Here is a 24,285-nt window from a genome sequence, read left to right as displayed (position 1 = left end):
CATTAAGAATTTTACATACAATCCATAACTCTGCAATTTAAAATTAGCACAGTATGTTGTATTAATTATTTTTAATAAAGCAGCTTTATTTATTTTTATAATATATACATTTAAATAATTATTCTTCATCGTATTTAGAATTAACTGTTATTAAATAAACCTAGTTAGAATTCAAAGTATAGCTTCTTAATTGAAACTTATTAATATACTAAGTCTTTAATAATACCTATATTTCATCTATATTAAATCTTATCTCTAAGTAGAATAAAGACTGTTTATCACAATATATATATTAATAAAATTTAAGTATATATATTTCAATTACAATTCTATATATACTTATTTTCATGACTTATTTAGTAACTAAAGCTAATTCTTATATATGGAGTATTATTTAAACATATAAGTTCTAATTAATATACTAGTTTTGTATAAATATTAATATTTATATTTATTCTATAATAAGAATTAGTTATAAATAAAATTAAAGTTCCTTATTATGATCTATCTATATTTGAGTCTTGTATAATAAAAAGCCTTGATTTAGCTAGATACAGATACTGAGGGTTTGATTGGACAAGTTCTCTATAGAATCATGGCAAATTTAAGGGTTTTTGACCTATTTAAGGGTTCTACAATTTTTGTTATAATGCATATTTTATTATATAATCTTATTATTATGTTTTTATATAAAGGAGGCAATTATCAATGGACAGTAGCCCGAGTGGCAGTTTTATTTTAATTTTAGTTCTAGTATTAATCAATGCTTTTTTTGCATCAGCAGAAATGGCTATCGTATCTTTAAACAAAACAAGAATAAGTCTTTTAGCAGAAGATGGTAATAAAAAGGCCTTATTACTTCAAAGGCTTTTAAAAGAACCAAGTAATTTTTTAGCTACTATACAAGTAGGAATTACTTTTGCTGGTTTTTTTGCTTCTGCATCTGCAGCAACTTCAATATCTGGTAGTTTCGCTAAAGTATTAAGTGAAATGAATATACCATATAGTGAAAATATTGCTCTTATAGTAATTACAATATTACTTTCTTATATCACCTTAGTATTTGGTGAATTACTTCCTAAAAGGGTCGCGCTTCAAAACGCAGAGAAAATAGCAATGTTTTCTGTACAACCTATAATTTTTATTTCTAAGCTTACAAATCCTTTTGTATTATTTTTATCTTATTCAACCAATGTGATAATGAGACTTTTTGGTATAAGAACTGAAGGCATTGAAGAAAAGGTATCTCGTGAGGAGATTAAAAACCTTATTGAAATAGGTGAAGAACAGGGAGCTATTAATGAAACTGAGCGTAATATGATAGATAGCATTATCGAATTTGATGATAAGCTAGCTAAGGAAGTTATGACTCCAAGAACAGAAACTTTCTTATTGGAAGTTCATTCTAATCTTAAAGATAATATTAATAGAATTCTAGAAGAAAACTTTTCAAGAATTCCCGTTTATGAAAATGATATTGATAATGTAGTTGGTGTACTATATATCAAGGATCTTTTCGCTAGTATTGTATCTTTAGGAATAGAAAATGTTAAAATCAAGGATATAATGAGGACTCCTTATTTTGTCCCTGAAACTAAGAATATTGATGATTTGTTTAAAGAGTTACAATCAACTCAGAACTATCTTGCAATTTTGATTGATGAATATGGTGGATTCTCAGGTATAGTTACAATAGAAGACCTAATTGAAGAAGTTATGGGCGAGATATCAGATGAATTTGATGACGAAGATCCTGAGATACAAAAAATCGATGATAAAACCTATATTGTTAGTGGTTTAGTTACTATTGATGACCTTAATGATAACTTGAATTTAGATTTAAGCTCTGATTCAGCAGATAGTATAGGTGGATTATGTATGGAGCTTTTAGGAACAGTTCCTAAGGAGCACGAACACCATGAAATCGAACTCGATTCATTGATTTTTAAGATTTTACAACTAGATGAAAAGAGGATAGAAAAACTGCAATTAACATTAAAATAAACAAACTATTTTATCAAGAAATTTTTATGAGATATAAAATATTTCATTGCAGATAAACTAAACTCTAGACTTTAGATGGCTTTTTAACTGCCTCTGAAGTTTAGAGTTTGTTATATATACCTTTCAAAGGTATATTACATAAATTTATTAAGTATATACATCTATATTTCTCTTAGCTTTACAGTTTATTATCATTTACAACCCTTTTATGTGCAGCATATCTATTAAAATAAATTTTAATAAGCCCTGCAATAGGCATAGATAGTATCATACCCATAGCCCCAAAATAATTTCCTCCAATAAGAACAACTATAAGTATCCATATAGGTGAAAGACCTATTTTATCCCCAACTATCTTAGGCTGAATGAAGTTTCCATCCACTTGTTGATATAATAAAAGTAAGATTGCTCCAGCTACACCTAAGCCAAAACTAGTAAACACCCCTAGCCCAAAGGCAAGTGCTGCACCTATGACAGGCCCTACAAAAGGAATAATATTAGTAACTCCAGCCATAAATCCTATAAGAATAGCAAAAGGATGTTTTATAATTACTAATAATATAGTAGATACTATACCAACTATAATACAGTCAAAGATTTCAGCAATTAAAAACTTACCAACCACTTCATCTAAATCTCTAAAAAATATTGTTACTGCTCTTCCGACCTTACCTGGCATTAAAACATCTCTTATTCTTCTAAAATTTCCAAATAAACTTTCCTTATCTTTTAAGAAATAAAATGTAAAAATTGCAGTAAGAACAGAATTTAAAACAAAGGAACTTAAGTCTATAATACCTTTAGCTATAAAACTTAAAAACTTATCACTAAGGAATGAAACCTTATTAACAATCTTATCAGCTACCTGTCCTGTACTCTGAACCTCTATATTATTTTCATTTAACTGAGTAGCAACCTCCTGAAGCCATAAATTTATTTGCTCTTTATACTGTGGTAATTTTCCAAGTAGAACCTTTATATTTTCTATAATTGGAGGTAATACAAAGTTAATTATTAAAATAATTGTACCAATAATAATAGCTAATACAATTACTATACTAAGTATTCTAAAAGCACTTTCTATGGACTCACTAGCTTTCTTTTCACTTGCTCTTTCATAAAGCTTAATGAATAATCTTTGAACATATAATACTGGTCTAAATAATAAATAAGATAAAATAAATCCATAAAAAATTGGAGCAATTATAATAAAAAAGTTTCTAAAAATAGCTTCTAAACTCATTAAAATATTGCCACTATTATTTATTACTTTATATCCTATTAATAATAGTAATCCAAAAACTAAAACTAATATTCCATAGGTAATGTATCGTTTTTCTATCTTTAGTTTTTTAAACAAAATCCTTCCTCCTTAGTATCCATAACTTCTCTTTAATCTTCATAGTATTTCACTTATTAGTTTTTTTATTAGTATAATAATACTTTCTACTCTTTATATGGTCATTTTCCAACCCTCATATAAGCTTTATATTAGTTGTGTAATTTATAAATTAAATAATATTTTAATTCAAGGGTTACTAATTGTGAGTTTATAAAGAAACGACTGTAAATATATGTATTTACAGTCGTCTTTATTCTTAATATTATTTTGCCTTTTCTATAAATTTATATTTTCTTAATTGAATTTCCACTTTACTCTTAAGTTACTTATAATATTCATAGATGTATTATAATCATTATATATAAAATATTAATTTAGCTATTAATATACCCCTTTACTGAAATACCTATCCCCCCTATCAGGTAATATTGTAACTATATTTCCATACTCAATTGCATCTGATAACTTTAATGCAGCCGCAATAGCTGCACCAGAAGAAGTTCCTACTATTAAACCTTCTTTTAATGCTAACTCTTTTACCATCCTCATAGCTTCCTTATCTGAGATTTTAATTACTTTATCAATTAATTCTATATCCATTGTTTTAGGAACAAAATTATTTCCTATTCCTTCTATATTGTAGCAAAATTCTTCTCCGCCACCTAATGTTGACCCCTCTGGATCTACTAAAATATTAGTAACCCTAGGTATTCTTTCTTTTAAATATCTAGCAACACCAGTAAAAGTTCCTCCACTACCTGCCCCTGCTAAAAAATAATCTATATTTCCATCTAAATCATTATATATTTCCGGAGCCGTTGTTTCATAATGTGCTTCTATATTAGCTTCATTATCAAATTGATTTAAGGACATAGAGTTTGGAATTTGAGACAGTAGCTCTCCTGCCTTCTCTATAGCTCCTCTCATTCCATACTCCCTTGGTGTATTTATAACCTTCGCTCCTAATGCTTTCATCAAAGTTTGCTTTTCTATAGAAAATTTATCTGGAACTACAAATATAATATTATACCCCTTGTTAATAGCTGCCATAGTCACCCCTATTCCTGTATTTCCTGCCGTCGCCTCAACTATTGTGTATCCTCTTTTTAAAAGTCCCTTATCCTCTGCATCTTTTATCATATATAAACCTGCTCTATCCTTTATACTTCCACCTGGATTTTGCCCCTCAAGTTTAGCAAATATATTAACAGACTTTTTTACACCTAGGTTATTTAATTTTATTATAGGAGTGTGGCCTATAATTTCTCGTATACTATCTATATATTTCATTACTTAACCCTCTATCTAGTACTAATTTAGCAAGCTCCTTAGCACCTTCAAGTGAATGTTCTCTATAATTTCCACATTGAATTTCATTAGCAGCAGGTACTTCTTCTGTTTCAATCACCTTATTTAATGAGTAATTTAATGCCTCTATAATCAAGTTAACATCAATATTTCCCCAGACAATCATATAAAATCCTGTTCTACAGCCCATAGGGGAAATATCTATTATTCCATCTAACTTTTCCCTCATAAAGCCTGCAAGCAAATGCTCTAAAGTATGAATAGCTTTTATATCCATATACTCTTCATTAGGTTGCATAAACCTTAAATCAAACTTAGATATTACATCACCCTTTTCTCCAAACTTAACTTCGCACTTTCTTACAAAGGGTGCCTTAACCTTTGTATGATCCAATGAAAAACTCTCTACCTTAACCATCTTCATCTCTCCTTATTTTAAAGTTTAATAATTTACTTTAATAAAAAAACTTACCTTACAGCCATATTAAATCCATTTACTAAATCTTCCTTTAAATCCTCTACATCCTCAATGCCAACTGAAAGTCGTATAAGATTATCTGTTATACCCACTTTATCTCTAATATCCTTTGGTATAGATCCATGTGTCATTGAAGCTGGATGACATACTAATGACTCAACCCCACCTAAACTTTCTCCAAGAGTTATAACTTTAAGTGTTTTAAAAAACACCTTATAATCTACCTCCTCCTTAAGTTTAAAAGATATTATCCCTCCAAAACCTTGAGCCTGAGACTTATGAACTTCATGAAACTTATGATTCAAAAGTCCAGGGTAATATACACTTTCAACTTCATGTCTCTCCTTTAGAAACTCAGCTAATATTATTGCATTGTTATTATGTCTATCCATCCTAACTCCCAATGTCTTTATTCCTCTAATTAAAAGGAATGAATCAAAAGGTCCTAGGACACCCCCCGTTGAATTCTGAATAAAGTGTAGTTTTTCTCCTAGTTCCTCATCTTTTACAACTACTAAGCCAGCAACTAAATCACTATGACCTCCTAAATATTTTGTAGCACTATGAACTACTATATCTGCTCCTAATTCAATAGGTTTTTGAAGATATGGTGTCATAAATGTGTTATCTACTATTGTCAGTATTCCATTTCTCTTTGCTAAATCAACTACGAATCTAATATCTGTAATATCCATAAGTGGATTTGTAGGTGTTTCTATAAATATAGCCTTTACCTCATTATCTACAGCTGCCTTTATTTTTTTTATATCCGTGGTATCTACTATGATGTAATCAACACCATAATTCTTAAATACCTTATCTAAAACTCTAAAAGTTCCACCATACAAATTATTCGGTATTATTATCTTATCTCCCGACTTTAACAATGATAAAACTGCTGTTATTGCAGCCATTCCTGAAGCAAAGGCAAAGCCCCTTTTTCCACCTTCAAGCTCTGCTATTAAACTCTCTAAAGCATATCTTGTTGGGTTTCCTGTTCTTGAATATTCAAATCCCTTAGTTTCTCCAAGTGATTCTTGTTTATAAGTTGAAGTTTGATATATTGGTATATTAACTGCTCCTGTAAGTTCATCTCCATCTATACCACCATGTATCAATAATGAATTAATTCTCATATCTATTCCTCCTTATCAGCTGCTGCAATAAATATTCCTGCTTCAGTATACTCACCCTTACTTGAATATCCTTTGCACTTTAGCTCTGTATTTTCTATTTGTATATTTTTAAACCCAACTTCCTTTAAATATTTATCTATTTGAGAATTAGAAAAACCTAACCACTCATCATACATTTCCTCTTTAGCCCACTTACCATCATGCTCCTGAACATCAGCTATAACTACTCTTCCACCTCTTTTAATAACTCTATACATCTCCTCAATAGCTCTTTTAGCATCCTTAACATGGTGAAGAGCCATGTTTATAAACGTCACATCAACAGATTCATCAAATAAAATTAAGTTCTCTAAGGATGATTCCATTAAATAAACATTGTTAAAATTCTTACTCCTCATAATTTCATTTGCTTGTCTTAACATATTTCTTGATTGATCTAAAGAGAAAACAGTTTTTGCATCTAACGCTAAAGCCACAGATAAAAATCCTGTTCCACATCCTAAATCTGCCACTACATTATCCTTTACATTTGTTTTTGATAAAACCTTATACTTTAACCTTTCCTCAAAATAATCACTTCGGATAACATTCCATTTGTCAGCTATCTCATTAAAGTATTGTACTGAACTCATAAACTTTCCTCCTTAATATTGAATATTTGTATTAAAATTACATTAAAGGGTAGTGGCATTTACTATAGGCTGTTGAAGTTTTGGCAAAATAAAAAAGCCCCGTCTCTATATCTAGAGACGAAGCTATGTTTACTCCGTGGTTCCACCCTAATTAGATTCAAAAAGAATCTCACTTTATCTTCAAGCACATAATAATGCCCTATCGCTTTAACGGGCGAACCCGTGGTCTCCTACTTTTAAGTTACTCAACTATTGTGTAACTCCATTTCGGATCCATGCTCCAAAGGGCACTTCATATATCTTATAGGTGAAAGCTTCTCAGCATCGCTTTCTCTCTGTAACCCTCCAATACACTACTTTCCTTTTTCATAGCATTTATTGGTTAATTGATTTATGTTTTATTATATGCTTTAAAAGTAATAAGTCAATACTTTTTATTAATTTACGCTATTCTAATTTCCTATAGTTATTTTCTTATTTATAGAAAATTTCTCTAACCTTAATACTTTAAGCTTCTTAACTTTAGTTACTTCAAGACTGCTTGAGCTTCAATATTAAATAAATTATAGAAGTATGCTTTATTATTTATAAGTTCATTAAAGCTACCTATCTCCTCTATTTCTCCGTCCTTCATAACTATAATCTTGTCATATCTACTTAAAAGACTTTCATTTAATTTATGAGTGATTACTATTGATGTGATGTCCTCTAAGTTTAAAATAGAGCTTTCTATCTTATAGGAAATTTCCTTATCTAAACTAGAGGTTGCCTCATCTAAAAATAAAATAGGTGTTTCTCTTATTAAAGCTCTAGCAATAGCTATTCTTTGTTTCTCTCCACCAGATAAGTTGTCCCCATTTTCACCAACCTGTGAATTAATGCCTAGTCCTAAACTATTTATGGTTTTATCTAGCCCTGAAAGCTCTATTGCCTTTCTTATATCCTCTTCTTCATAAAAATTAAATAAACATATATTATCCTTAATATCTGAATCAAATATAAAAATATCTTGATGAATTGCAGATATTAGTTTACTTACATTGCTAAGCTTAAGTTCCCTAACCTCTACCCCGTCTACATAAATATTGCCCTTATATTCTGTGTAATACCTTAAAAGTAAACTTAACAAAGTAGATTTACCACTGCCACTTTGCCCTACAATTGCATACTTCTCTCCCTTTTTCATGGAGAAATTTATATTTTTAAGAACTTCTCTATCCTCTTCATAAGCAAAGCTTACATCCTCAAATTTGATTTCCTTATTAAAATCTAATTTTTCTATACCCTCTTCACTAGGTGTATCTTCCTCTACTATCTCTATAATTTTCTTATTGATAAGCTTAACAGACTTTAAATCTATTACTTCATAGGTAAAGTCCAAAACTGCCATACTAATGATATCCATAAGCTGTATTGATGCAATAAGTATACCAGCTGTTGCCTTTCCCTTTATAACCAAGTATGTTCCTATGGCTAAGGAAATTAATATCATTAAATATGAGCAAAGTGCAGTTAAAATATTTACTAAGCTATTATAATTACTGAATTTAAGCTCTGCCTCTTCAGATTCATAGTTTGCTCTCTTAAACTGCTTGTTTATTTTGTCATATATATTAAAGCTCTTTATTACATTGAAACCTTGAAAAATGTCCTTTATATTAGATGTGAACTTACTAAGCTTTTCTGACTGAAAATCCTTTTTCTGTGAAAGGTATTTTTCTGTTATCTTTGGAATAAATAAAGGTAAAATACTTAAAACAACTATGGCAATTCCTATGATTACATCTAGCTTAAATATAGCATAACCACCTATAATAATCTGAATTACAGTTTGCATTAAAGATATTATTGAAGAAAAATAAGACTCCTTAATCATATCTACATCATTAGTTAAAATAGAAATGTATTTTCCTGAACTTCCACTATTGAAAACCTTAGGATTTCTTTTTAAAAGCTCTTCAAAAACATCATCCTTCAAGGCTATAGACCACTTTTTTATTAGTGTATTATTTACAACCTTCTTAAAATATTCACTAAGTAAAAGTACTATGATAACCAAAGCCGTTATACATATTAAGATTTTAAACTTAGAAAGATTTTTTATGGTTCCTACATCTACAAGCTCCTTCATAATTAAAGCCATAGAAGTGTTACATACTGCAACCATTATGGTTAAAATTGTACTTAAAAGCAATAATTTTTTCTCTTTTAAAATATATCTCCTCATGTATTATACCCCCTTGTTTATTCCCCAAATCTCCCCTAAAAAATCTCACTCCTAGACACATTGATTCGCTTTTTTAATTTTATATCTTATTAATGCAATAGATATACTATATCCTATATATGTTCCAAGAGTATTCATTAGTATATCTTCTAACTCTACAAACCTTCCCGTAAAAGATTGTAGAAACTCAATTATAAGTGTAAATACAAGACCTATTAGCACCCCATATATTCTCCTTTTACCTATTTTTTCAAAAATAATAGGTGTTAAAAATCCATATGGTATGAACAATACTAAATTTAATATGGTTGCATTATTGATTCCCTGGTCAAATATCCTAAAATTAAACTGTGAAGTACCCTGAAATAAGGAAGTCACAGTATAATCTCCACCAATTATCCCCGTAATTCCTAAGATAGAAATTATAATAGCAATCCAAGCCATTTGGCATAGAATTTTAGGAGCTGTAACATTAAACTTTTTTACAATTAAAAATTTCATGCCATGATAAATTAAAAGCAAAATAATAGCTATAGGAATTGATATAACTAAATAACTTATACCTATGCTTAAATAATTCATAAACATATAAATTTCCTCCTTTCTCTTAAATCTAAAAGCAATAGAAGTTAAGTAAACTTCACTTATGAAGCCTCCACAACTTGATCCACTGCTATTTTAAAATATATGTTTTAGTAACCAATTTTCATCATATTTATAGGCACCGTGTATTATAGAATAAATATACAGATTAACATCACAGTAAAGTATTACTTAGAACTTATATATAGATTTAAGTCTCTTTACTATTCCTAGGTATCTTGCTTAACACATCACTGAGAAACACTAACATTAATAAATATAATGGAACAATAATGTATCTATATTGAAAGAAATCATAATTGATTAAAATTTGATTTAAAGATACAAAGGGTAAACCTATAATAATACATGGTAGTATAATAAAAACTGGTAAAATAATAATAGGATCATCTGGTGTGCATCCTGTCCCTATAAGTGTTTCCATATTTATATTTGAAATCAAAGTAATAATTAGCATAACTCCTATGAAAATAACCATAGCTTTTCCTCTAACATTAACCTTAAACACTCTTATTAAGAGTAAAAACATTACTGTAAATATAATTAAAGATATAACATAACCCTTCATATATGGATAATATTTATAGACTTCTTTTCCTTTAGTTAGCATTTCATATGTTGCAAGATAAAGAATAAAACTTGTAATATAGGCTATTAATATTTTAAAAATATCATTAAATTTCTTCATTTTCTTACTAGTAAGAGCTTGTACCTAAAACTTATCCCTCACTAAATCCTCATCTCCTTTTTAATTTACTGCTATCATTATTAAAACTGAATATACTACTTCAATTAAATTTTAGTATTTAACTATAAATCTAAAAAACAAATGAATTTTATTTAATATACTACACATATTGAAGCTCTTGACTTAACTATGGATTTGATAATAAAATAATGTTAATTTAAGTTTCAAACTTATTTTTTCTATTTATAACATATTATAGCATATAGGCTCACATTTAATAAATACATATAACTTAATGCTTAATTTTATGCTATTTACAAAACAATATACTTTAAAAGAAGGTGTAGAAACTATGGTTAACTCATTAGTTAAAGCATTACCCATGTTACTTTCTATAATTATAAGTCAATTTATATATTTTAAAATTGATGATAAATATAATGTTACAAATAAGATTAATTCGAGGCTTTCCATAAGACAAGACTTGAAAGCATTCTTTTGTGTTTGCTGTGCACTGATAATCATGTTAATTATCGGAGTTATTGGCATATATGTAATTGATATTGGAGATACCTTATATGGTATAATAAGTGGATTTCTTACTGGAATTAGTATTAGTATTTCTGCTAAATTACTAAAGAATCCCCCTCTATAAATTAGTTATTGTATAGGCTTCAAAAGCACTCAAGCTTTATTTAAAAGTAAAAAATAAAGGAAGTCATTTGCTTTTGATAACATTTGACTTCCTTTAAAAAACTATTTAATTTGAATATTACGTTAAAAATCATATTAAAACATGCCCTAAATCTTAGATTTTAACACACCTTTAAATACTACTTTTCTATTTTTACTTAACTTCTTATATCTTTCTTTATCCAAAGTATAATAACCATTGCTATTGTTCCTACCAGTCCATCTACCATATCTATCATAGTATCTAGTAATCCACCAACCTGCATATTAGTATGTGCAAAGGTATCCATAAAAAACTCTACTATTTCCCATGTAGCTCCTACACCTAAGCTAAACATTATAAGAAATACTATAGTAAATAAGGGTGTAAATTTAGTTGTTGGATTTAATGCTCTTAATATGCTAAAACCAGCTGCAACTGCAATGAAACCTGACCACACATGAAGAAAATCATCATAATGTGGAATATCATAAAAGTTAAAACTAGATCCTAATAAGGATGCAAAAAACACAAATAGATTCAACACAACAAAAAGATTTCTATCCACTAAATTAGGCATCCTTTTATTTATATAACCTAAGATTATAACTGTAGCTATACCAAATATACCCATGCTAATTCCCAGGAAATTTCCCTTCCATATAAACAGTCCTAAAGACAATACATAAATGACCAATAAGGTAATTTTTAAGTATCCTATAAATGATTTTTTTTCCATAACTCTCCTCTACTCTCTTTCTAATTTTTATCTTTTATATCTTAAGTCTTATGATTACCAAAAATAAAAAGACTATGTTTTTACTTATAAAAAAAGATGTGAATCAAATTCACATCTTTACTCCAAAATAACAATAGCTTGTCTTCCTATGCTCTCCCAAATTCTTTTAAAGCGTTCTAACTCATATCGCTTTTCCTTGCCATCATAAGGATCATTAACTATTATTGTATCTCCCTCTACTCCGGTAATAACAATAGTATGTTCACCCTTAGGCCACCAGAATTCTTCATTTTTTACATACCAGCTACTTGTGTATTGTACCTCTGTAAGCTCCCTGGTTATCCATGCCATAACAGGTTGTCCATTCTTTATCTTTTCAATTACTTGTGAGAATTCACATCCAGTAATATTTTCAGCATCCATATACTTGCTTATCAAATTAAATATAGGCTTATTAAATACCCCAAATGCCTTCTTATCTCTAGGGTTACCTATAAAATATTCATAGGGACTTTCACCCTCAACTCTGCCATTTCTTAATACTGGCAAAGGAGCTTTTAAAATTTCATTTGCTAAGGTCTCTTTGTTAATATCTACTCCATAGAAATTTAAAAGCATAGTTGAACTTGTAACTTCACAACCTGTAGGAAGCTCGGGAAATTGATTTATTAAAGGAACATCACTAACATAATAGTGCTTTTCCTCAATATGCTCAACTCTTTCCGAGGACTCTATTGATGTGTCAATGATTTCTTCAACACTAAATTTTTGCGGCAATAAAAGTATACCTATAATTACATATGCAGCTAAAACTACATATGCTATATATCTATTACCTCTCTCAATTGCATTGTCTATTTTCATCATACACCTCAAAGTAAAATTTTAAAAGTCTATTTCAAAGTTTTAACTAAATCCTCTGGTTCTAGTACCTTAGTTATTTTAATTCCAAAATTTTGTTGAGCAACAACTACTTGTCCATAAGCTACTTTCTTTTCATTTACTAAAATCTCAACATCTTGATTATCTAAGGTATCAAGTTCAATTAAAGAGCCTCTTCCTAACTCTAAAATTTCACTTAGAGCCATTTTTGTTCTTCCTAAGACTACAGTAATCTCTATTGGTATATCTAATACTCTAGCTATATTCTCATTCATTGTTATCTCTCCTTATCAATTATATCAGTTATTTGAATTCCTTTTTTTATTCCTAATAACCCAACTTTAGCTTTATATACATCAGCGCTTCCCACACTTACAGTAATATCCTCATAAATCCTCTGATCTAAAAGGATTACATCACCTGACTCTAGATTTAATAAATCATTGATACTTACTGTTGCAACTCCTAACTTTGCACAAATGTCTACTTCTACATTCTTTGTAAAATCTAAGGAGTCTTTAGATAATAAGTTTTCTCCCTCTTCATCTAATCTATTTAGTCCCTTAATATTATTATTAACTAAATCTCCAAGTACTGATTCCATGTTTTTATATGGCATACAAAATCTAAGTGCACCTAGTGACTCCTTATGTAAGGCAACATTTAATGATGCTTCGAAAATAACATCTTTATTATTAAGCTTCTGATATTCAACTGTATTTGTGTATATATCAACAACTTTTATACTTTCATAATGATAAGGTATGTATATTCTTCTAAGTAAACAATCTACTAAATACTTAAATAATTCTAAATCTATATTCGTAAGATCCCTATCTATGGATTCAATTTTTCCATCTCCTCCTAATAGTGAATCAACTAAGCTAAGTACAACATGTTTATCAAAGAAAATGGTCAAATTCTCTACTAAAGGATAAATCCTATATTCAACTACTACATTATTACTATTAACTGTTTCTATAAACTCTCCAAAATTTGTTTGACTTGATTTTTCTAAATCTATTTTAAAACTGTCACTTTTAGTTTCATAGCTTATTTGCATATTTGAAGTTTTGCAAAACTCCTCAGCCATAGCCACAAAATATCTAATATTCTCTATGGAGAACTTTTCACTTTTTTTAAAGTCATATAATTTTATATCTTCCATATTATATCCTCTTTCTTACCTTGATTGTAGATTATTTATCATTGACCACATATCATCAGCAACTGTCATTCCTCTACTATTTAACTGAAAAGCTCTTTGCACTGAAATTAAATCAGTCATCTCCTGACCTAAGTTAACATTAGACATCTCTTTGTAGCCTTGCATAATACTTGAGTCATTAACTAAATTTAAATTCACACCATCCTTAGGAACAAATAAGCTATCTCCTACTGATAAAAAGTCATTATCACCTGAGCCAGTATATACGTTTATTTTCCCTACCAATTTATCTCCAGCATACACTTGTCCCATTTTATCTACAGTAAAGTTTTCATTAGTTAAACCTGCAGTTTCATAGCTGTTATTATTATAAAATTGTATATCTAGTACATTACCTGAATCATCTACAAGCTTTCCACTAGCATCAATTGCAAACTCGCCATTTCTTGTATATGCATAGGTGTTATTGGGTCTCATAACTCTAAAAAAACCTTCCCCATCAATAGCTAAATCCGTTTTAATTCCAGATTGTTTTAAGCTTCCTTGCATAGTATTTCTTATCTCATTACCACATCTAACCCCTGATCCTATGTCAGTATTAGGTTTATTTACAGGGTAAGAATCTCTATTTAAACTCTCTCTTACTAAGTCCTGAAATTCAACCTCTAATCTTTTATATCCAGTAGTAGTTGCATTAACCATATTATTAGATATTACATTTAACTTATTTTGATTTGAACTCATTCCAGACTTACTTACATTCATCATCCCGTACATTAGCTTCTCCCCCTACCTAATAGATCCTATTTCATTTGCTATCTTACTTAAAGTTGAGTCCATAATTTGAACTACCTTTTGATTAGCTTCAAAGGCTCTCATATTTGACATTAAAGTTGAAGTTACATCTATAAGGTCTACATTTGAGGTTTCTTTAGATTTATTTTGTATATTATAATTATTAGCTGCTATTGGATTATTCCCTTCAAATTGGTTCTGACCAACCTTATTTAAAGCGTTATAATCTTGAAAATCTACTATGTTAAATTTATACGCCACCCTTGAATCTAGCAATATGTTATTTCTATTGTCCATGGATATCTTTTGCTCTCCAACATATATTGGCTCTAAAGCATTAGTTCCTTGATTTACACCTAAAACTCTATCCCCTGAAGTTGTCACTAAATATCCCATACTATTTACTTTAAATACACCATCTCTTGTGTAACGTCTGTTTCCGTTTTTATCCTCAATAGTGAAAAAGCCTTTTCCGTTTATAGCAAAATCACTATCATTATCTGTTGATACTATTGTTCCTTGAGCATAATTGGTATTTACCTCATCTACTCTTACACCTGGATTTAAGCCTCCAATTTCTTGCTTTCTGCCCTCTCCATTAATGTATTTATCTCTATTACTAAGCATAAGTTTATCAAAGCTTTTAGATACTACAGTTTCACCTTTAAATCCTGTTGTATTTATGTTAGCCATGTTGTTTGTTATTACACTCTGACTTGCCTGTAAATTTAGCATTGCAGAGATTGACGAATACATTCCTCTTAACATAATTGCTCCCCCTTAAGCTATATTATAATTTAATTTGTTCATTGCATTTCTTAAGTTTACTATTGCTCTACTGTGAAGCTGACACACTCTAGACTCTGATACCTCAAGGATTCTTCCAATTTCCTTTAAGTTCAACTCCTCATAATAATATAATGAAAGCACAAGCTTATCTTTTTCTTTTAACATATCAATTGCTTTTGCTAGTATTTCTACCCTTTCATCCTCTAAAATCTTTTTATCTGGTAGTGAGCTTTCCTCAGCTTTCAATGTATCAACAAGGGTTATATCATTATTCCCTTGAAAAATTACCGTATCTAGGGATGTAGTACTCATTAAATGAATATTATTTTCTATCTTATGTATCTCAGCAGTTGATACCCTTAAAAACTTTGCTATTTCTAATTCAGTAGGTTCTCTAAATAAGTTGTTTTGAAGCTCTTTTACAGCATAATTATATTTGTTTATATTAGCCACATCATTTCTTGAAACTGCTGAACGTCTTCTTATTTCATCTATTATAGAAGCTTTTATCTTCATAGATGCAAAGGTTGAAAACTTACAGTTTCTATCGTCCTCATATTTGTTTGCAGCATCGATTAAACCCATAGTTCCATAGCTTACTAAATCTTCGTACTCAATTCCTATACTTTCTGTATAATATTTAGATGCTATATATCTAACTAAATTAATATTATCTAGTATACATTGTTCTCTCTCAGCCTTATTCAACTTAATTACCTCCCCACTATATATTCACTACTGCATGTGCCTTTATTTGTATCTCATTTGGTATTTCATTTAAAGATAATACCGCAACATTTGGGAATACCATCTCAACAAGTTTTTTAAATGGTGCTCTTATTTTTGGTGATACTAAAATTACTGGTCTATTATTATAAAAATCAACATTTTCACTTATGTCCTTTATGCTATTGAAAATCTTGTTTGTACTTTCAGGATCAACAGCTGGATAAGTTCCATTTGATGACTTTTGAAGATTACTTGCAATAAGTCTTTCTACCTCTCCTGATAAAGTTGCTACATTTATGTAATTACTATCATCCACAAGCTCTGCACAAATTCCCTTGCTTAAAGCCATTCTCACATACTCTGTAAGTAATTCAATATCCTTTGTATTAACTGCATTATCAGCTAAGGTTTCAAGTATTGTTACTCTATCTTTAATTGCCACCTTTTCCCTAAGAAGATTCTGAAATACTTTCTGTACCTCTCCTAATGTCATTAAATCAGGTATTAGTTCTTCAACAACTACACTGTATCTTGATTTAGTAGCATCTATTATCTCCTTAACTTCTTCTCTTCCCATTAATTCATGGGACTTACTTTTAATTATTTCTAATAAGTGTGTAACTAAAATAGTTGATGGATCTACAATTGTATATCCTCTAAGCTCGGCTTCCTCAACCTTATCCTTGCTTATCCATACAGCCTCTAAGCCAAAACTTGGCTCAACAGCCTTTATGCCCTCTATATCTAATCCCTATCCCATTGGATCCATACATAAAACCATAGTTGGCATAAGATCGTAGGTTGTAACCTTATTGCCTCTTATTTTTATGCAATATTGATTTGGATTAAGCTGAAGGTTATCTCTTATTCTTATAGGCTGAACTATAATTCCCATATCTATAGCACATTGTCTCCTTATGGAGGAAATTCTTTGAAGCAAATCTCCACCGTTACTTTCATCTGCTAATGGAATTAATCCGTATCCTATTTCCACTTCTAGAGGTTCAACATTTAAGAGTTCCGATACATCTTCAACCTCATTTACAGTTCCTGTTTCTTCAACCTCTATTTCTTTACTTTCAATTGCTTCTTTTACCTCTGAATTATCTTTATTTAAGGTTATTCCGATTAATATGCAACCGATAGCAAGAGTAAATAATGGCAACTTCGGTAATCCTGGCATTAAACCTAAAATTACAAGTACAGAACCTGTCATCATAATTGCCTTTGGTATAGAAGTTAATTGCTGTCCTGCAAGACTTGCAAAACTTTCATCACTGGCAGCCTTAGTAACTAAAATACCTGCAGATGTAGAAATAAGAAGTGCTGGTATCTGGCTAACAAGACCGTCTCCGATGGTAAGTCTTATAAATGTTTCAGCAGATTCTCCAAAGCTCATATCAAACATCATTACCCCAATTATCATTCCACCAATTATATTTATAATAGTTACAATAATTCCGGCAATGGCATCCCCCTTAACAAACTTAGATGCCCCATCCATAGAACCATAAAAATCAGCTTCTTGTTGAAGTTCTCTTCTTCTTTTTTGTGCTGTTCTTTCATCAATAACTCCAGCATTTAAATCTGCATCTATACTCATTTGTTTACCAGGCATAGCATCTAAGGTAAATCTTGCAGATACCTCTGAAACCCTTCCTGAACCATTTGTTATTACTACAAACTGAATGATTATAATTATAAGGAATATTATTATCCCTACTACGTAATTTCCCCTTACAACAAAGCTTCCAAAGGATTCAATTACACTACCAGCATAACCTTCTCCTAATATAAGTCTTGTTGAGGAAATATTAAGACCTAATCTGAAAAGAGTTGTTATCAACAATATTGTTGGGAATATTGATAACTGTAGTATATTCGTTGAAAAAAGTGTCATAAGCAAAATTAGTACTGATAAACTTATATTTAAAACCAACAAAAGGTCTAAGATAAAAGATGGCAAAGGAATTATTATCATAAGCACTATTCCAATTACTCCAAAACCTACAATTACGTCAAACCTATTCTTGATGCCTAGTTTCTCCATTCTCAACTCTCCTAATAATTTTTCTTGTATCTATTTTTAATCTTATACACAGCAATTAGCACTTGAGCTACTGCTTCATACATATCTGATGGAACCTCTTGGTCAACATCAACTTCTTTATATATCAACCTTGCAAGTGGTTTATTTTCGATTATTGGTATATCATTTTCCTTAGCTATTTCTCTAATCTTCTTAGCTAATAAATCAGCTCCCTTTGCAACAACTACTGGAGCTGCATCAACTCCACTTTCATATCTAATTGCAATAGATATGTGAGTTGGGTTTGTAACTATAACAGTTGCATCCTTTGCATTCTGAGTCATCCTTTGACTAGACATCTGTCTTTGTTTTTGTCTAATTTGAGATTTTATAATAGGATCTCCCTCCATTTGTTTATACTCCTCTTTTACTTCTTGTTTAGTCATCTTCATTTTCTGCTTATGGGAGTATATTTGATAAGCAAAATCAAATACTGCAATTACTACTGCAATAAGTATTGCAACCATAAATAATTTCTTTATTAATGCTATAGCTGCATAAAGTAAATATGGAAAATGTACATTTCCTATTTTTAATATATCTGTGTAATTGCTCTTTACAAAGGAATAGCCAATGTATGATAAGGCAATTAATAATACTGTATTTTTAATTAAACTTACTAATGACCTTTGAGAAAACATGTTTTTCATCCCTTCAATAGGATTAATCTTTGAGAATTTAGGCTTTAGAGCCTCTTTACTAAATAATAATCCTGATTGTATAACATGAGACACAATACCAAAGACCATCACCACACATGCTACGGGAAAAAATATTTTTACAAAGGCATAAATTCCTTCCTTTAGTAATCCTCCTGCGAAGTTACTGCTAAGTTCAGTAGTAAAATCCAACTTTAGAAAAGAAGCAATAAACATTTTAAGATACCTTATTCCACTATCAGCAAGTATAAAAATTGTAAACACCCCTGCTGCTAGGGTTATAGCATTTGAAACCTCTTTACTCTTTGCAACATTCCCCTTTTTCCTCTCATCCTGTTTCCTCTTTGGGGTGGGTTGCTCCGTTTTATCTGATGCTGACATTTTCTCTTATCTCCTAATACGAATTTCTAAAGCAAGTAACTACTTAGCACTTGAAGGTTAAAGCTAAGAGTACCATCCATTACGCTTCCTAAACCTTTAAATATTTCCTGTATTTCATTAATTATAAATGGTAAGGTTGCTATGATAAAAATAAGTCCTATAAGCATTTTCAAAGGCATTCCTATTATCATAACGTTAAGTCCGGAAATACTCCTAGAAATTATTCCTGTAATCAAATCTGTTATTATAAGAATAAGAACTATTGGACTCGCTATCTTCATACCAATTATGAAGTACTCTATAAATACCTTAATTATGTATCCAAAGTTATTATCTATAATTGAGTATCCTATTGGGATAATCTCAAAACTATTTAGGATTGAGTTTATAAGCACATGATGAGCATTTAATCCAAAAAACACTACTAATCCAATGAAATACATAAAATTTTCAATAATTGTTGCATTGGCATTAGTATTAGGATCATAGGTACTCGACATTGACAATCCTATTTGATAATCTATTAAATTTCCAGCTATTTTTAAGGAGTAAAAACATAAATTTACTATATACCCTAAAACTAAGCCATTAACTGTTTCAAGAATCGCAAACACTATAAGTTCATAAGTACTCCCAACTGTTATACTTGCTTCAATATTAATACCCACCATTGCAGATATAAGCAGTGAAGTACATACCTTGAAAATCTTAGGTGTTCCACTTGGGAAAAATACATTAGCAGCCATAAAAAAGGCTCCTATCCTAAAAAATATAAATAACATATACATTACTTTACTACGTTACTTATCATGCCAAATAACTCATTGGTTAGTAAAACCAGTTTATTAAGCATCCAAGGTCCCAAAACTACCATAACTAATATTATAGTAATAAGCTTTGGTACAAAAGTTAGTGTTTGCTCTTGAATTTGAGTTGTAGCTTGAAAAATACTTATTATAAGTCCAACTATCAAGGATATCATTAAAATTGGTCCTGCTACCATAATTCCAGCCACTAAAGCTTTTTTTACAATTGTCATTATCATTATTTCGCTCATAGCTGTTCTCCTATCACACAAAGCTCTCAATTAAAGATTTTACTAGTAGATTCCATCCATCAACCATTACAAATAGTAATAATTTAAAGGGTAGTGATATCATTGCTGGTGGAAGCATGAACATACCCATGGACATAAGTGCACTGGACACAACTAAATCTATAACCAAAAATGGTACATAAATTATAAAGCCTATCTGAAAGGCTGTTTTTAATTCACTTATAGCAAAGGCAGGGACAATAACAGTTAAAGGTAAATCTTCCTTGGGAATATTTTCATCCTCTATACTTGAATGTGTTATAAATAAATTTAAGTCCTCATCCCTTGTATTCTTAAGTAAGAAAGCTGATATAGGCTTTGTCAATTGCATATAGGCTTCCTCTTCATTTATTTCTTCATTCATATATGGCTTAATACAATTCTTATTAATATCGCTAATAACAGGACTCATTATAAATATAGTCATACAAAGAGCTAGTCCAACTAAAATCTGATTTGGAATACTCTGTTGAGCCCCTAAAGCTGACTTAATAAATGAAAAGGTAATTATTATTCTTACGAAACTTGTCATCATTATTACAACTGTTGGCAAGAACATAAGAAAAGTCATGAAGAACACTATCTGTATGCTTGGATTTAATCCTGAACCATTAGCTAATATTTCCTTTAGTATCTCCATCTTCTTTTTCCCTTACAAATTTTTTATTTGCAAAACTCTTTATATCAAAGCCTGGTATCTTTGATAAATTCATTACATTTTGCTTATCTTTCTTCATTTTTATTATTTCCTCTATTTCATTTTCATTTAATTCTTTTATTACCTGTGTATTATGTGCTGAAGAAACCAATACGCAACCAGTAGTTCCCATCTTAAGCACATATAAGGTAGTATCTTTATTTAAATTGAATCTTTCTATGACCTGGGCATAGCACTTCATATTGAAGTTGTCTATGCCCTTTTTACTTAATTTTAATGAAATCACTATTAAACACAATACAATTGGTACTAATAAAATAATATTAATTAAATACTGTATAAGCGTTTTGTCCATACCCTATTCTCCAGTCTCCTTTTGTTGAACTATTAAAATATCAACTCTTCTATTAATACCCATATTTTCATCTGAAGTATTTTGTACTAAAGGTCTATATTCTCCATATCCAGTACCCGAGAATCTATTTGCACTAAGACCCTTTTCATTTATAAAATACTTAACAACAGCAAGGGCTCTAGCTGATGATAGTTCCCAGTTAGAAGGATACTTTGAAGAATTTATAGGTCTATTATCTGTGTGACCTTGAACCATAATTTCATTATCAATCTGTGGTATTAATGTACCTATTACATCAAGTATCTTATAAGAACCAGTCTTTAATTCTGCTTGTCCTGTATCAAACAAGATACTATCTCCTAGCTGAAGAATTACTCCAGCATCCTCTTCTCTTATCTTTACATCATCACTTAAGTTGTTTTTTTCCAGTAAATCCGTAACTTTTTCAACTAATAAATCATAAGGATTTTTTGCTCCAATACCTGGAGTAAGATCCTCTGGTATATCTTCTAATTTTTCGTTGGTCATAGGTACGCCTTCAACTTGTCCTCTTAACGCCGCTCCAACTAGCTTAAGCTTTTCATTGTCAACTATTGAGAAGGTATATAGTAATATAAAAAATGTTAGCAATAAAGTAATGGTATCTGCATAGGTATCCATCCAAGAACTTGATAGTCCTTCATCTTTACTTTTTCTTTTACGCGACATTCTTATCGACCTTCTTATCTACATTTTTACTACCTAAATATAAACGCTTTTCTTTTTCAGTTAAAAAGCTCATTAGCTTTTCTTCTAATACTCTTGTACTTTCTGCATTTTTAATGCTTAGAATTCCAACTAACATCATCTCTCTGTTTTCAGCTTCTTTTTCCCCTTTATTTTGAAGGTTATATCCAAGAGGATTTAGAATTAAGTTAGCAAGTAAAGCACCATAGAAGGTTGTTATTAAAGCCTTTGCCATACCACTAGCTATCATATCAGGGTTATCAAGCTCTGCAAGCATTTGTATAAGACCTATTAGTGTACCTATCATACCAAAGGCTGGTGCATAAGCTGCCCAAGTTTTATAAACCTTAGCACCCTTATCATGTCTGTTAACTACCTCGTCAATTTTGTTATTCATTATCTCAACAATTAACTCTGTATCTATTCCATCAACAACTAATTCTAAACCAGTTCTCATAAACTCATCGTCAATTTCACTTATTCTTCCTTCTAATGAAAGTAAACCATTTTTTCTAGCATCTATAGACAGCTCTTTAAAGCTTTCTATCATCTCAACCTTCTTTATGGAAGGTGTTTCAAAAAGGTTTTTGGTCATTCTTAATACTAATTTTATTTCATCTAATGGATAAGTTATAATTAATGCTGCAAAGGACCCTCCAATAGTTATAAATATGGATAATAGGTCATAGAACCCTCTAAGTCCACCAGCTCCACCAGATATACTATAAATAATAAGTCCTGTACCCAGTAGAATTCCTATCGGTGTTAATATATCTTTCTTTCTCATAATTTCCCTCTTACTTATCTCTTAAGATTTATAATTTCTTGTAAAAGTTCATCACTTGTTGTGATTACTTTACTTGATGCTTGGAAGGCTCTTGTAGTAACTATCATGTCTGTAAATTCTTCCGATAAATCTACATTAGACATTTCGATAGCTCCTTGAATTATTGAGCCATGCTCTGCATTATATATAGGATCCCCTGAGTTTGAAGACTGACCGTATAAGTTTCCTGATAAAGCTGTTAATCCTTCTGGATTTTGGAATACAGCAATTCTAAGTTTAGAATGATTTTCTACCTTTGTACCATCTTCAAGTCCTAAGGATATATTCCCGTCCTTAGACACTGTTACAGATATTACACTTTTATCCTTTCCTCCATTATTGATAGTGGTTGGTATAACTATTGGGTTTCCTGCATCATCTAAAACTCTATATCCATCAGCAGTAACTAAGTTTCCACCCTTATCTAAAGAAAATGATCCATCTCTTGTAAATGCTACTTGCCCGTTTTTCTCAACTACGAAAAATCCATCTCCATCTATAGCCATGTCCGTTACCCTACCTGTTGGCTGTAAAGATCCTTGTCCCATATACTTGTAAATTCCTGCAACCTTAGTACCAATTCCAACTTGTCCTGGGTTTGTTCCTCCCATTCCACCAGTTGGTGCACTAGCATGGATCATAGTTTGATTTAAAGCATCTGTAAATCTTGCACTTGACTTTTTAAATGCTGTAGTACCTACGTTTGCTACGTTATTACCTACCACGTCCATTTTAGTTTGATTTGCCTTCATTCCACTTATTCCTGAATACATTGATCTTAACATTTTTATTTCCTCCCCTTTACAAGTCCTCTTTTAACTTTCAGTATTGTCTTTTACTTTAACTAATGATGAATATGGAAATTCCTTTGTCTCTCCTGTATCACTAAGTTTAACTTCTAAATAAACAGTACCATCTTTAATTGATACACTCTTAAGAACTCCTGAATAATCAACTTTTTCACCCTTATCACCTTTAACACAAAGTTCAATTTCTTTACCAATTAAGGCTGATGAGGTTGATAGCGCACTATTGATTAAAACACCATTATTTACTGTAGCAAGATACTCTAGTCCATCATTCATTGACATCATCTGCTCTAGTGTTGAAAACTGAGCTAATTGAGTGATGTATTGTGTTGGGTCTTGAGGATTAAATGGATCTTGATGCGTCATTTGCCCAACCAGCATTTTTAGGAATATATCTTTATCTGTTTCCTTACCTGGTTGAACTATTGGCGTTCCATTTTCCGTTTTATCTTTCACACTTCTTACGTTACTTATTTCCATGATTACCTCCCTA

26 protein-coding genes, 1 pseudogene and 1 other annotated feature are annotated in these 24,285 nt (G+C 30.4%); of the genes and pseudogenes, 2 read left to right on the top strand and 25 right to left on the bottom strand.

Translation table 11 applies throughout. The annotated features are described in order from the left end of the window. Window positions 1-708 precede the first annotated feature (708 nt). Complete coding sequence (locus BUA48_RS08910; protein WP_072831708.1) at window positions 709-2,004, top strand: hemolysin family protein; 1,296 nt, start codon at window positions 709-711, stop codon at window positions 2,002-2,004. 178 nt (window positions 2,005-2,182) lie between these two features. On the opposite strand, the gene BUA48_RS08905 is transcribed toward BUA48_RS08910, so the two are convergent. The 8 genes from BUA48_RS08905 to BUA48_RS15580 form a co-directional block, all read right to left on the bottom strand. Continuing rightward, a complete protein-coding gene (locus BUA48_RS08905; RefSeq protein ID WP_072831707.1) occupies window positions 2,183-3,364 on the bottom strand; it encodes an AI-2E family transporter in 1,182 nt (393 codons plus the stop codon). 363 nt (window positions 3,365-3,727) lie between these two features. Next, window positions 3,728-4,636 (bottom strand): PLP-dependent cysteine synthase family protein, encoded by a 909-nt coding sequence (locus BUA48_RS08900; protein WP_072831706.1) that lies wholly within the window; start codon window positions 4,634-4,636, stop codon window positions 3,728-3,730. Next, complete coding sequence (locus tag BUA48_RS08895) at window positions 4,620-5,072, bottom strand: S-ribosylhomocysteine lyase (protein WP_072831705.1); 453 nt, start codon at window positions 5,070-5,072, stop codon at window positions 4,620-4,622. Before BUA48_RS08895 ends, BUA48_RS08900 begins: the two co-directional genes overlap by 17 nt. Window positions 5,073-5,122: 50 nt before the next feature. Next, window positions 5,123-6,268, bottom strand: a complete 1,146-nt coding sequence (locus BUA48_RS08890) for a trans-sulfuration enzyme family protein (RefSeq protein ID WP_072831704.1) — start codon at window positions 6,266-6,268, stop codon at window positions 5,123-5,125. Between the two features lie 2 nt (window positions 6,269-6,270). Continuing rightward, on the bottom strand, window positions 6,271-6,900 hold the full coding sequence (locus tag BUA48_RS08885; protein WP_072831703.1) for a class I SAM-dependent methyltransferase: 630 nt from the start codon (window positions 6,898-6,900) through the stop codon (window positions 6,271-6,273). 110 nt (window positions 6,901-7,010) lie between these two features. Continuing rightward, window positions 7,011-7,279: a binding site (T-box leader), on the bottom strand. A gap of 147 nt (window positions 7,280-7,426) precedes the next feature. Then, window positions 7,427-9,127: an ABC transporter ATP-binding protein gene (locus BUA48_RS08880; RefSeq protein WP_072831702.1), complete on the bottom strand. Its 1,701-nt coding sequence runs from the start codon at window positions 9,125-9,127 to the stop codon at window positions 7,427-7,429. A 51-nt stretch (window positions 9,128-9,178) separates the two neighbouring features. Continuing rightward, complete coding sequence (locus tag BUA48_RS08875; RefSeq protein ID WP_072831701.1) at window positions 9,179-9,715, bottom strand: VanZ family protein; 537 nt, start codon at window positions 9,713-9,715, stop codon at window positions 9,179-9,181. A gap of 205 nt (window positions 9,716-9,920) precedes the next feature. Continuing rightward, window positions 9,921-10,418 carry a hypothetical protein gene (locus BUA48_RS15580; RefSeq protein WP_072831700.1) on the bottom strand — a complete coding sequence of 166 codons (498 nt, stop codon included), beginning with the start codon at window positions 10,416-10,418 and terminating at the stop codon, window positions 9,921-9,923. Between the two features lie 352 nt (window positions 10,419-10,770). Between BUA48_RS15580 and BUA48_RS08865 the strand changes: the two genes are divergently transcribed. After that, window positions 10,771-11,073 (top strand): hypothetical protein, encoded by a 303-nt coding sequence (locus BUA48_RS08865; protein ID WP_072831699.1) that lies wholly within the window; start codon window positions 10,771-10,773, stop codon window positions 11,071-11,073. A gap of 196 nt (window positions 11,074-11,269) precedes the next feature. Here BUA48_RS08865 and BUA48_RS08860 read toward each other — a convergent pair whose 3' ends face one another. From BUA48_RS08860 to BUA48_RS08785, 17 genes and pseudogenes are all read right to left on the bottom strand, one after another. After that, window positions 11,270-11,830, bottom strand: coding sequence for a DUF2238 domain-containing protein (locus tag BUA48_RS08860; RefSeq protein ID WP_072831698.1), 561 nt, complete (start codon window positions 11,828-11,830; stop codon window positions 11,270-11,272). A gap of 117 nt (window positions 11,831-11,947) precedes the next feature. After that, window positions 11,948-12,694 (bottom strand): C39 family peptidase, encoded by a 747-nt coding sequence (locus BUA48_RS08855; RefSeq protein WP_072831697.1) that lies wholly within the window; start codon window positions 12,692-12,694, stop codon window positions 11,948-11,950. A 29-nt stretch (window positions 12,695-12,723) separates the two neighbouring features. Then, window positions 12,724-12,987, bottom strand: coding sequence for a flagellar motor switch protein FliN (gene fliN / locus BUA48_RS08850; RefSeq protein WP_072831696.1), 264 nt, complete (start codon window positions 12,985-12,987; stop codon window positions 12,724-12,726). A gap of 2 nt (window positions 12,988-12,989) precedes the next feature. Continuing rightward, window positions 12,990-13,880 (bottom strand): FliM/FliN family flagellar motor switch protein, encoded by an 891-nt coding sequence (locus BUA48_RS08845; protein ID WP_072831695.1) that lies wholly within the window; start codon window positions 13,878-13,880, stop codon window positions 12,990-12,992. Window positions 13,881-13,895: 15 nt separating this feature from the next. Beyond that, entirely contained in the window at window positions 13,896-14,657 is a 762-nt protein-coding gene (locus BUA48_RS08840; protein ID WP_072831694.1) for a flagellar hook-basal body complex protein, read from the bottom strand. A gap of 12 nt (window positions 14,658-14,669) precedes the next feature. Continuing rightward, window positions 14,670-15,443, bottom strand: a complete 774-nt coding sequence (locus BUA48_RS08835; RefSeq protein ID WP_072831693.1) for a flagellar hook-basal body complex protein — start codon at window positions 15,441-15,443, stop codon at window positions 14,670-14,672. Window positions 15,444-15,455: 12 nt separating this feature from the next. Beyond that, the gene (locus tag BUA48_RS08830) at window positions 15,456-16,172 is read right to left on the bottom strand and encodes a sigma-70 family RNA polymerase sigma factor (protein ID WP_143147692.1); all 717 of its coding nucleotides are present in this window, start codon (window positions 16,170-16,172) and stop codon (window positions 15,456-15,458) included. A gap of 16 nt (window positions 16,173-16,188) precedes the next feature. Continuing rightward, window positions 16,189-18,243: pseudogene (flhA, locus tag BUA48_RS08825) on the bottom strand (flagellar biosynthesis protein FlhA). Window positions 18,244-18,254: 11 nt separating this feature from the next. After that, the gene (gene flhB, locus BUA48_RS15800) at window positions 18,255-19,322 is read right to left on the bottom strand and encodes a flagellar biosynthesis protein FlhB (protein ID WP_242944327.1); all 1,068 of its coding nucleotides are present in this window, start codon (window positions 19,320-19,322) and stop codon (window positions 18,255-18,257) included. A gap of 26 nt (window positions 19,323-19,348) precedes the next feature. Beyond that, a complete protein-coding gene (locus BUA48_RS15795; protein ID WP_341465245.1) occupies window positions 19,349-20,104 on the bottom strand; it encodes a flagellar biosynthetic protein FliR in 756 nt (251 codons plus the stop codon). 5 nt (window positions 20,105-20,109) lie between these two features. Then, window positions 20,110-20,379 carry a flagellar biosynthesis protein FliQ gene (gene fliQ / locus BUA48_RS08815; protein WP_072831691.1) on the bottom strand — a complete coding sequence of 90 codons (270 nt, stop codon included), beginning with the start codon at window positions 20,377-20,379 and terminating at the stop codon, window positions 20,110-20,112. A gap of 13 nt (window positions 20,380-20,392) precedes the next feature. Continuing rightward, entirely contained in the window at window positions 20,393-21,058 is a 666-nt protein-coding gene (gene fliP, locus BUA48_RS08810) for a flagellar type III secretion system pore protein FliP (protein ID WP_072831690.1), read from the bottom strand. Beyond that, complete coding sequence (locus BUA48_RS08805) at window positions 21,030-21,431, bottom strand: hypothetical protein (RefSeq protein ID WP_072831689.1); 402 nt, start codon at window positions 21,429-21,431, stop codon at window positions 21,030-21,032. Before BUA48_RS08805 ends, fliP begins: the two co-directional genes overlap by 29 nt. A 3-nt stretch (window positions 21,432-21,434) precedes the next feature. Then, window positions 21,435-22,139 (bottom strand): OmpA family protein, encoded by a 705-nt coding sequence (locus BUA48_RS08800; RefSeq protein ID WP_072831688.1) that lies wholly within the window; start codon window positions 22,137-22,139, stop codon window positions 21,435-21,437. Then, entirely contained in the window at window positions 22,129-22,944 is an 816-nt protein-coding gene (locus BUA48_RS08795) for a motility protein A (RefSeq protein ID WP_072831687.1), read from the bottom strand. Before BUA48_RS08795 ends, BUA48_RS08800 begins: the two co-directional genes overlap by 11 nt. A 14-nt stretch (window positions 22,945-22,958) precedes the next feature. Next, window positions 22,959-23,768, bottom strand: coding sequence for a flagellar basal-body rod protein FlgF (gene flgF, locus BUA48_RS08790; protein ID WP_072831686.1), 810 nt, complete (start codon window positions 23,766-23,768; stop codon window positions 22,959-22,961). A gap of 30 nt (window positions 23,769-23,798) precedes the next feature. Next, window positions 23,799-24,272, bottom strand: a complete 474-nt coding sequence (locus BUA48_RS08785; protein ID WP_072831685.1) for a flagellar hook assembly protein FlgD — start codon at window positions 24,270-24,272, stop codon at window positions 23,799-23,801. Window positions 24,273-24,285 lie beyond the last annotated feature (13 nt).

The organism is Clostridium collagenovorans DSM 3089 (assembly GCF_900130005.1).
GTDB classification, from domain to species: domain Bacteria; phylum Bacillota; class Clostridia; order Clostridiales; family Clostridiaceae; genus Clostridium_D; species Clostridium_D collagenovorans.
The sequence above is the reverse complement of the archived record's forward strand: the minus strand, read 5'-3'. Positions and strand labels throughout refer to the sequence as shown.

What these genes read in the sequence shown, in the direction of transcription:
- BUA48_RS08910 (WP_072831708.1), top strand. Translation starts at nt 709, where the DNA reads ATGGACAGTAGCCCGAGTGGCAGTTTTATTTTAATTTTAGTTCTAGTA.
- BUA48_RS08900 (WP_072831706.1), bottom strand. Translation starts at nt 4,636, where the DNA reads ATGAAATATATAGATAGTATACGAGAAATTATAGGCCACACTCCTATA.
- BUA48_RS08895 (WP_072831705.1), bottom strand. Translation starts at nt 5,072, where the DNA reads ATGGTTAAGGTAGAGAGTTTTTCATTGGATCATACAAAGGTTAAGGCA.
- BUA48_RS08890 (WP_072831704.1), bottom strand. Translation starts at nt 6,268, where the DNA reads ATGAGAATTAATTCATTATTGATACATGGTGGTATAGATGGAGATGAA.
- BUA48_RS08885 (WP_072831703.1), bottom strand. Translation starts at nt 6,900, where the DNA reads ATGAGTTCAGTACAATACTTTAATGAGATAGCTGACAAATGGAATGTT.
- BUA48_RS08880 (WP_072831702.1), bottom strand. Translation starts at nt 9,127, where the DNA reads ATGAGGAGATATATTTTAAAAGAGAAAAAATTATTGCTTTTAAGTACA.
- BUA48_RS08875 (WP_072831701.1), bottom strand. Translation starts at nt 9,715, where the DNA reads ATGTTTATGAATTATTTAAGCATAGGTATAAGTTATTTAGTTATATCA.
- BUA48_RS15580 (WP_072831700.1), bottom strand. Translation starts at nt 10,418, where the DNA reads ATGAAGAAATTTAATGATATTTTTAAAATATTAATAGCCTATATTACA.
- BUA48_RS08865 (WP_072831699.1), top strand. Translation starts at nt 10,771, where the DNA reads ATGGTTAACTCATTAGTTAAAGCATTACCCATGTTACTTTCTATAATT.
- BUA48_RS08860 (WP_072831698.1), bottom strand. Translation starts at nt 11,830, where the DNA reads ATGGAAAAAAAATCATTTATAGGATACTTAAAAATTACCTTATTGGTC.
- BUA48_RS08855 (WP_072831697.1), bottom strand. Translation starts at nt 12,694, where the DNA reads ATGAAAATAGACAATGCAATTGAGAGAGGTAATAGATATATAGCATAT.
- fliN (WP_072831696.1), bottom strand. Translation starts at nt 12,987, where the DNA reads ATGAATGAGAATATAGCTAGAGTATTAGATATACCAATAGAGATTACT.
- BUA48_RS08845 (WP_072831695.1), bottom strand. Translation starts at nt 13,880, where the DNA reads ATGGAAGATATAAAATTATATGACTTTAAAAAAAGTGAAAAGTTCTCC.
- BUA48_RS08840 (WP_072831694.1), bottom strand. Translation starts at nt 14,657, where the DNA reads ATGTACGGGATGATGAATGTAAGTAAGTCTGGAATGAGTTCAAATCAA.
- BUA48_RS08835 (WP_072831693.1), bottom strand. Translation starts at nt 15,443, where the DNA reads ATGTTAAGAGGAATGTATTCGTCAATCTCTGCAATGCTAAATTTACAG.
- flhB (WP_242944327.1), bottom strand. Translation starts at nt 19,322, where the DNA reads ATGTCAGCATCAGATAAAACGGAGCAACCCACCCCAAAGAGGAAACAG.
- BUA48_RS15795 (WP_341465245.1), bottom strand. Translation starts at nt 20,104, where the DNA reads ATGTTATTTATATTTTTTAGGATAGGAGCCTTTTTTATGGCTGCTAAT.
- fliQ (WP_072831691.1), bottom strand. Translation starts at nt 20,379, where the DNA reads ATGAGCGAAATAATGATAATGACAATTGTAAAAAAAGCTTTAGTGGCT.
- fliP (WP_072831690.1), bottom strand. Translation starts at nt 21,058, where the DNA reads ATGGAGATACTAAAGGAAATATTAGCTAATGGTTCAGGATTAAATCCA.
- BUA48_RS08805 (WP_072831689.1), bottom strand. Translation starts at nt 21,431, where the DNA reads ATGGACAAAACGCTTATACAGTATTTAATTAATATTATTTTATTAGTA.
- BUA48_RS08800 (WP_072831688.1), bottom strand. Translation starts at nt 22,139, where the DNA reads ATGTCGCGTAAAAGAAAAAGTAAAGATGAAGGACTATCAAGTTCTTGG.
- BUA48_RS08795 (WP_072831687.1), bottom strand. Translation starts at nt 22,944, where the DNA reads ATGAGAAAGAAAGATATATTAACACCGATAGGAATTCTACTGGGTACA.
- flgF (WP_072831686.1), bottom strand. Translation starts at nt 23,768, where the DNA reads ATGTTAAGATCAATGTATTCAGGAATAAGTGGAATGAAGGCAAATCAA.
- BUA48_RS08785 (WP_072831685.1), bottom strand. Translation starts at nt 24,272, where the DNA reads ATGGAAATAAGTAACGTAAGAAGTGTGAAAGATAAAACGGAAAATGGA.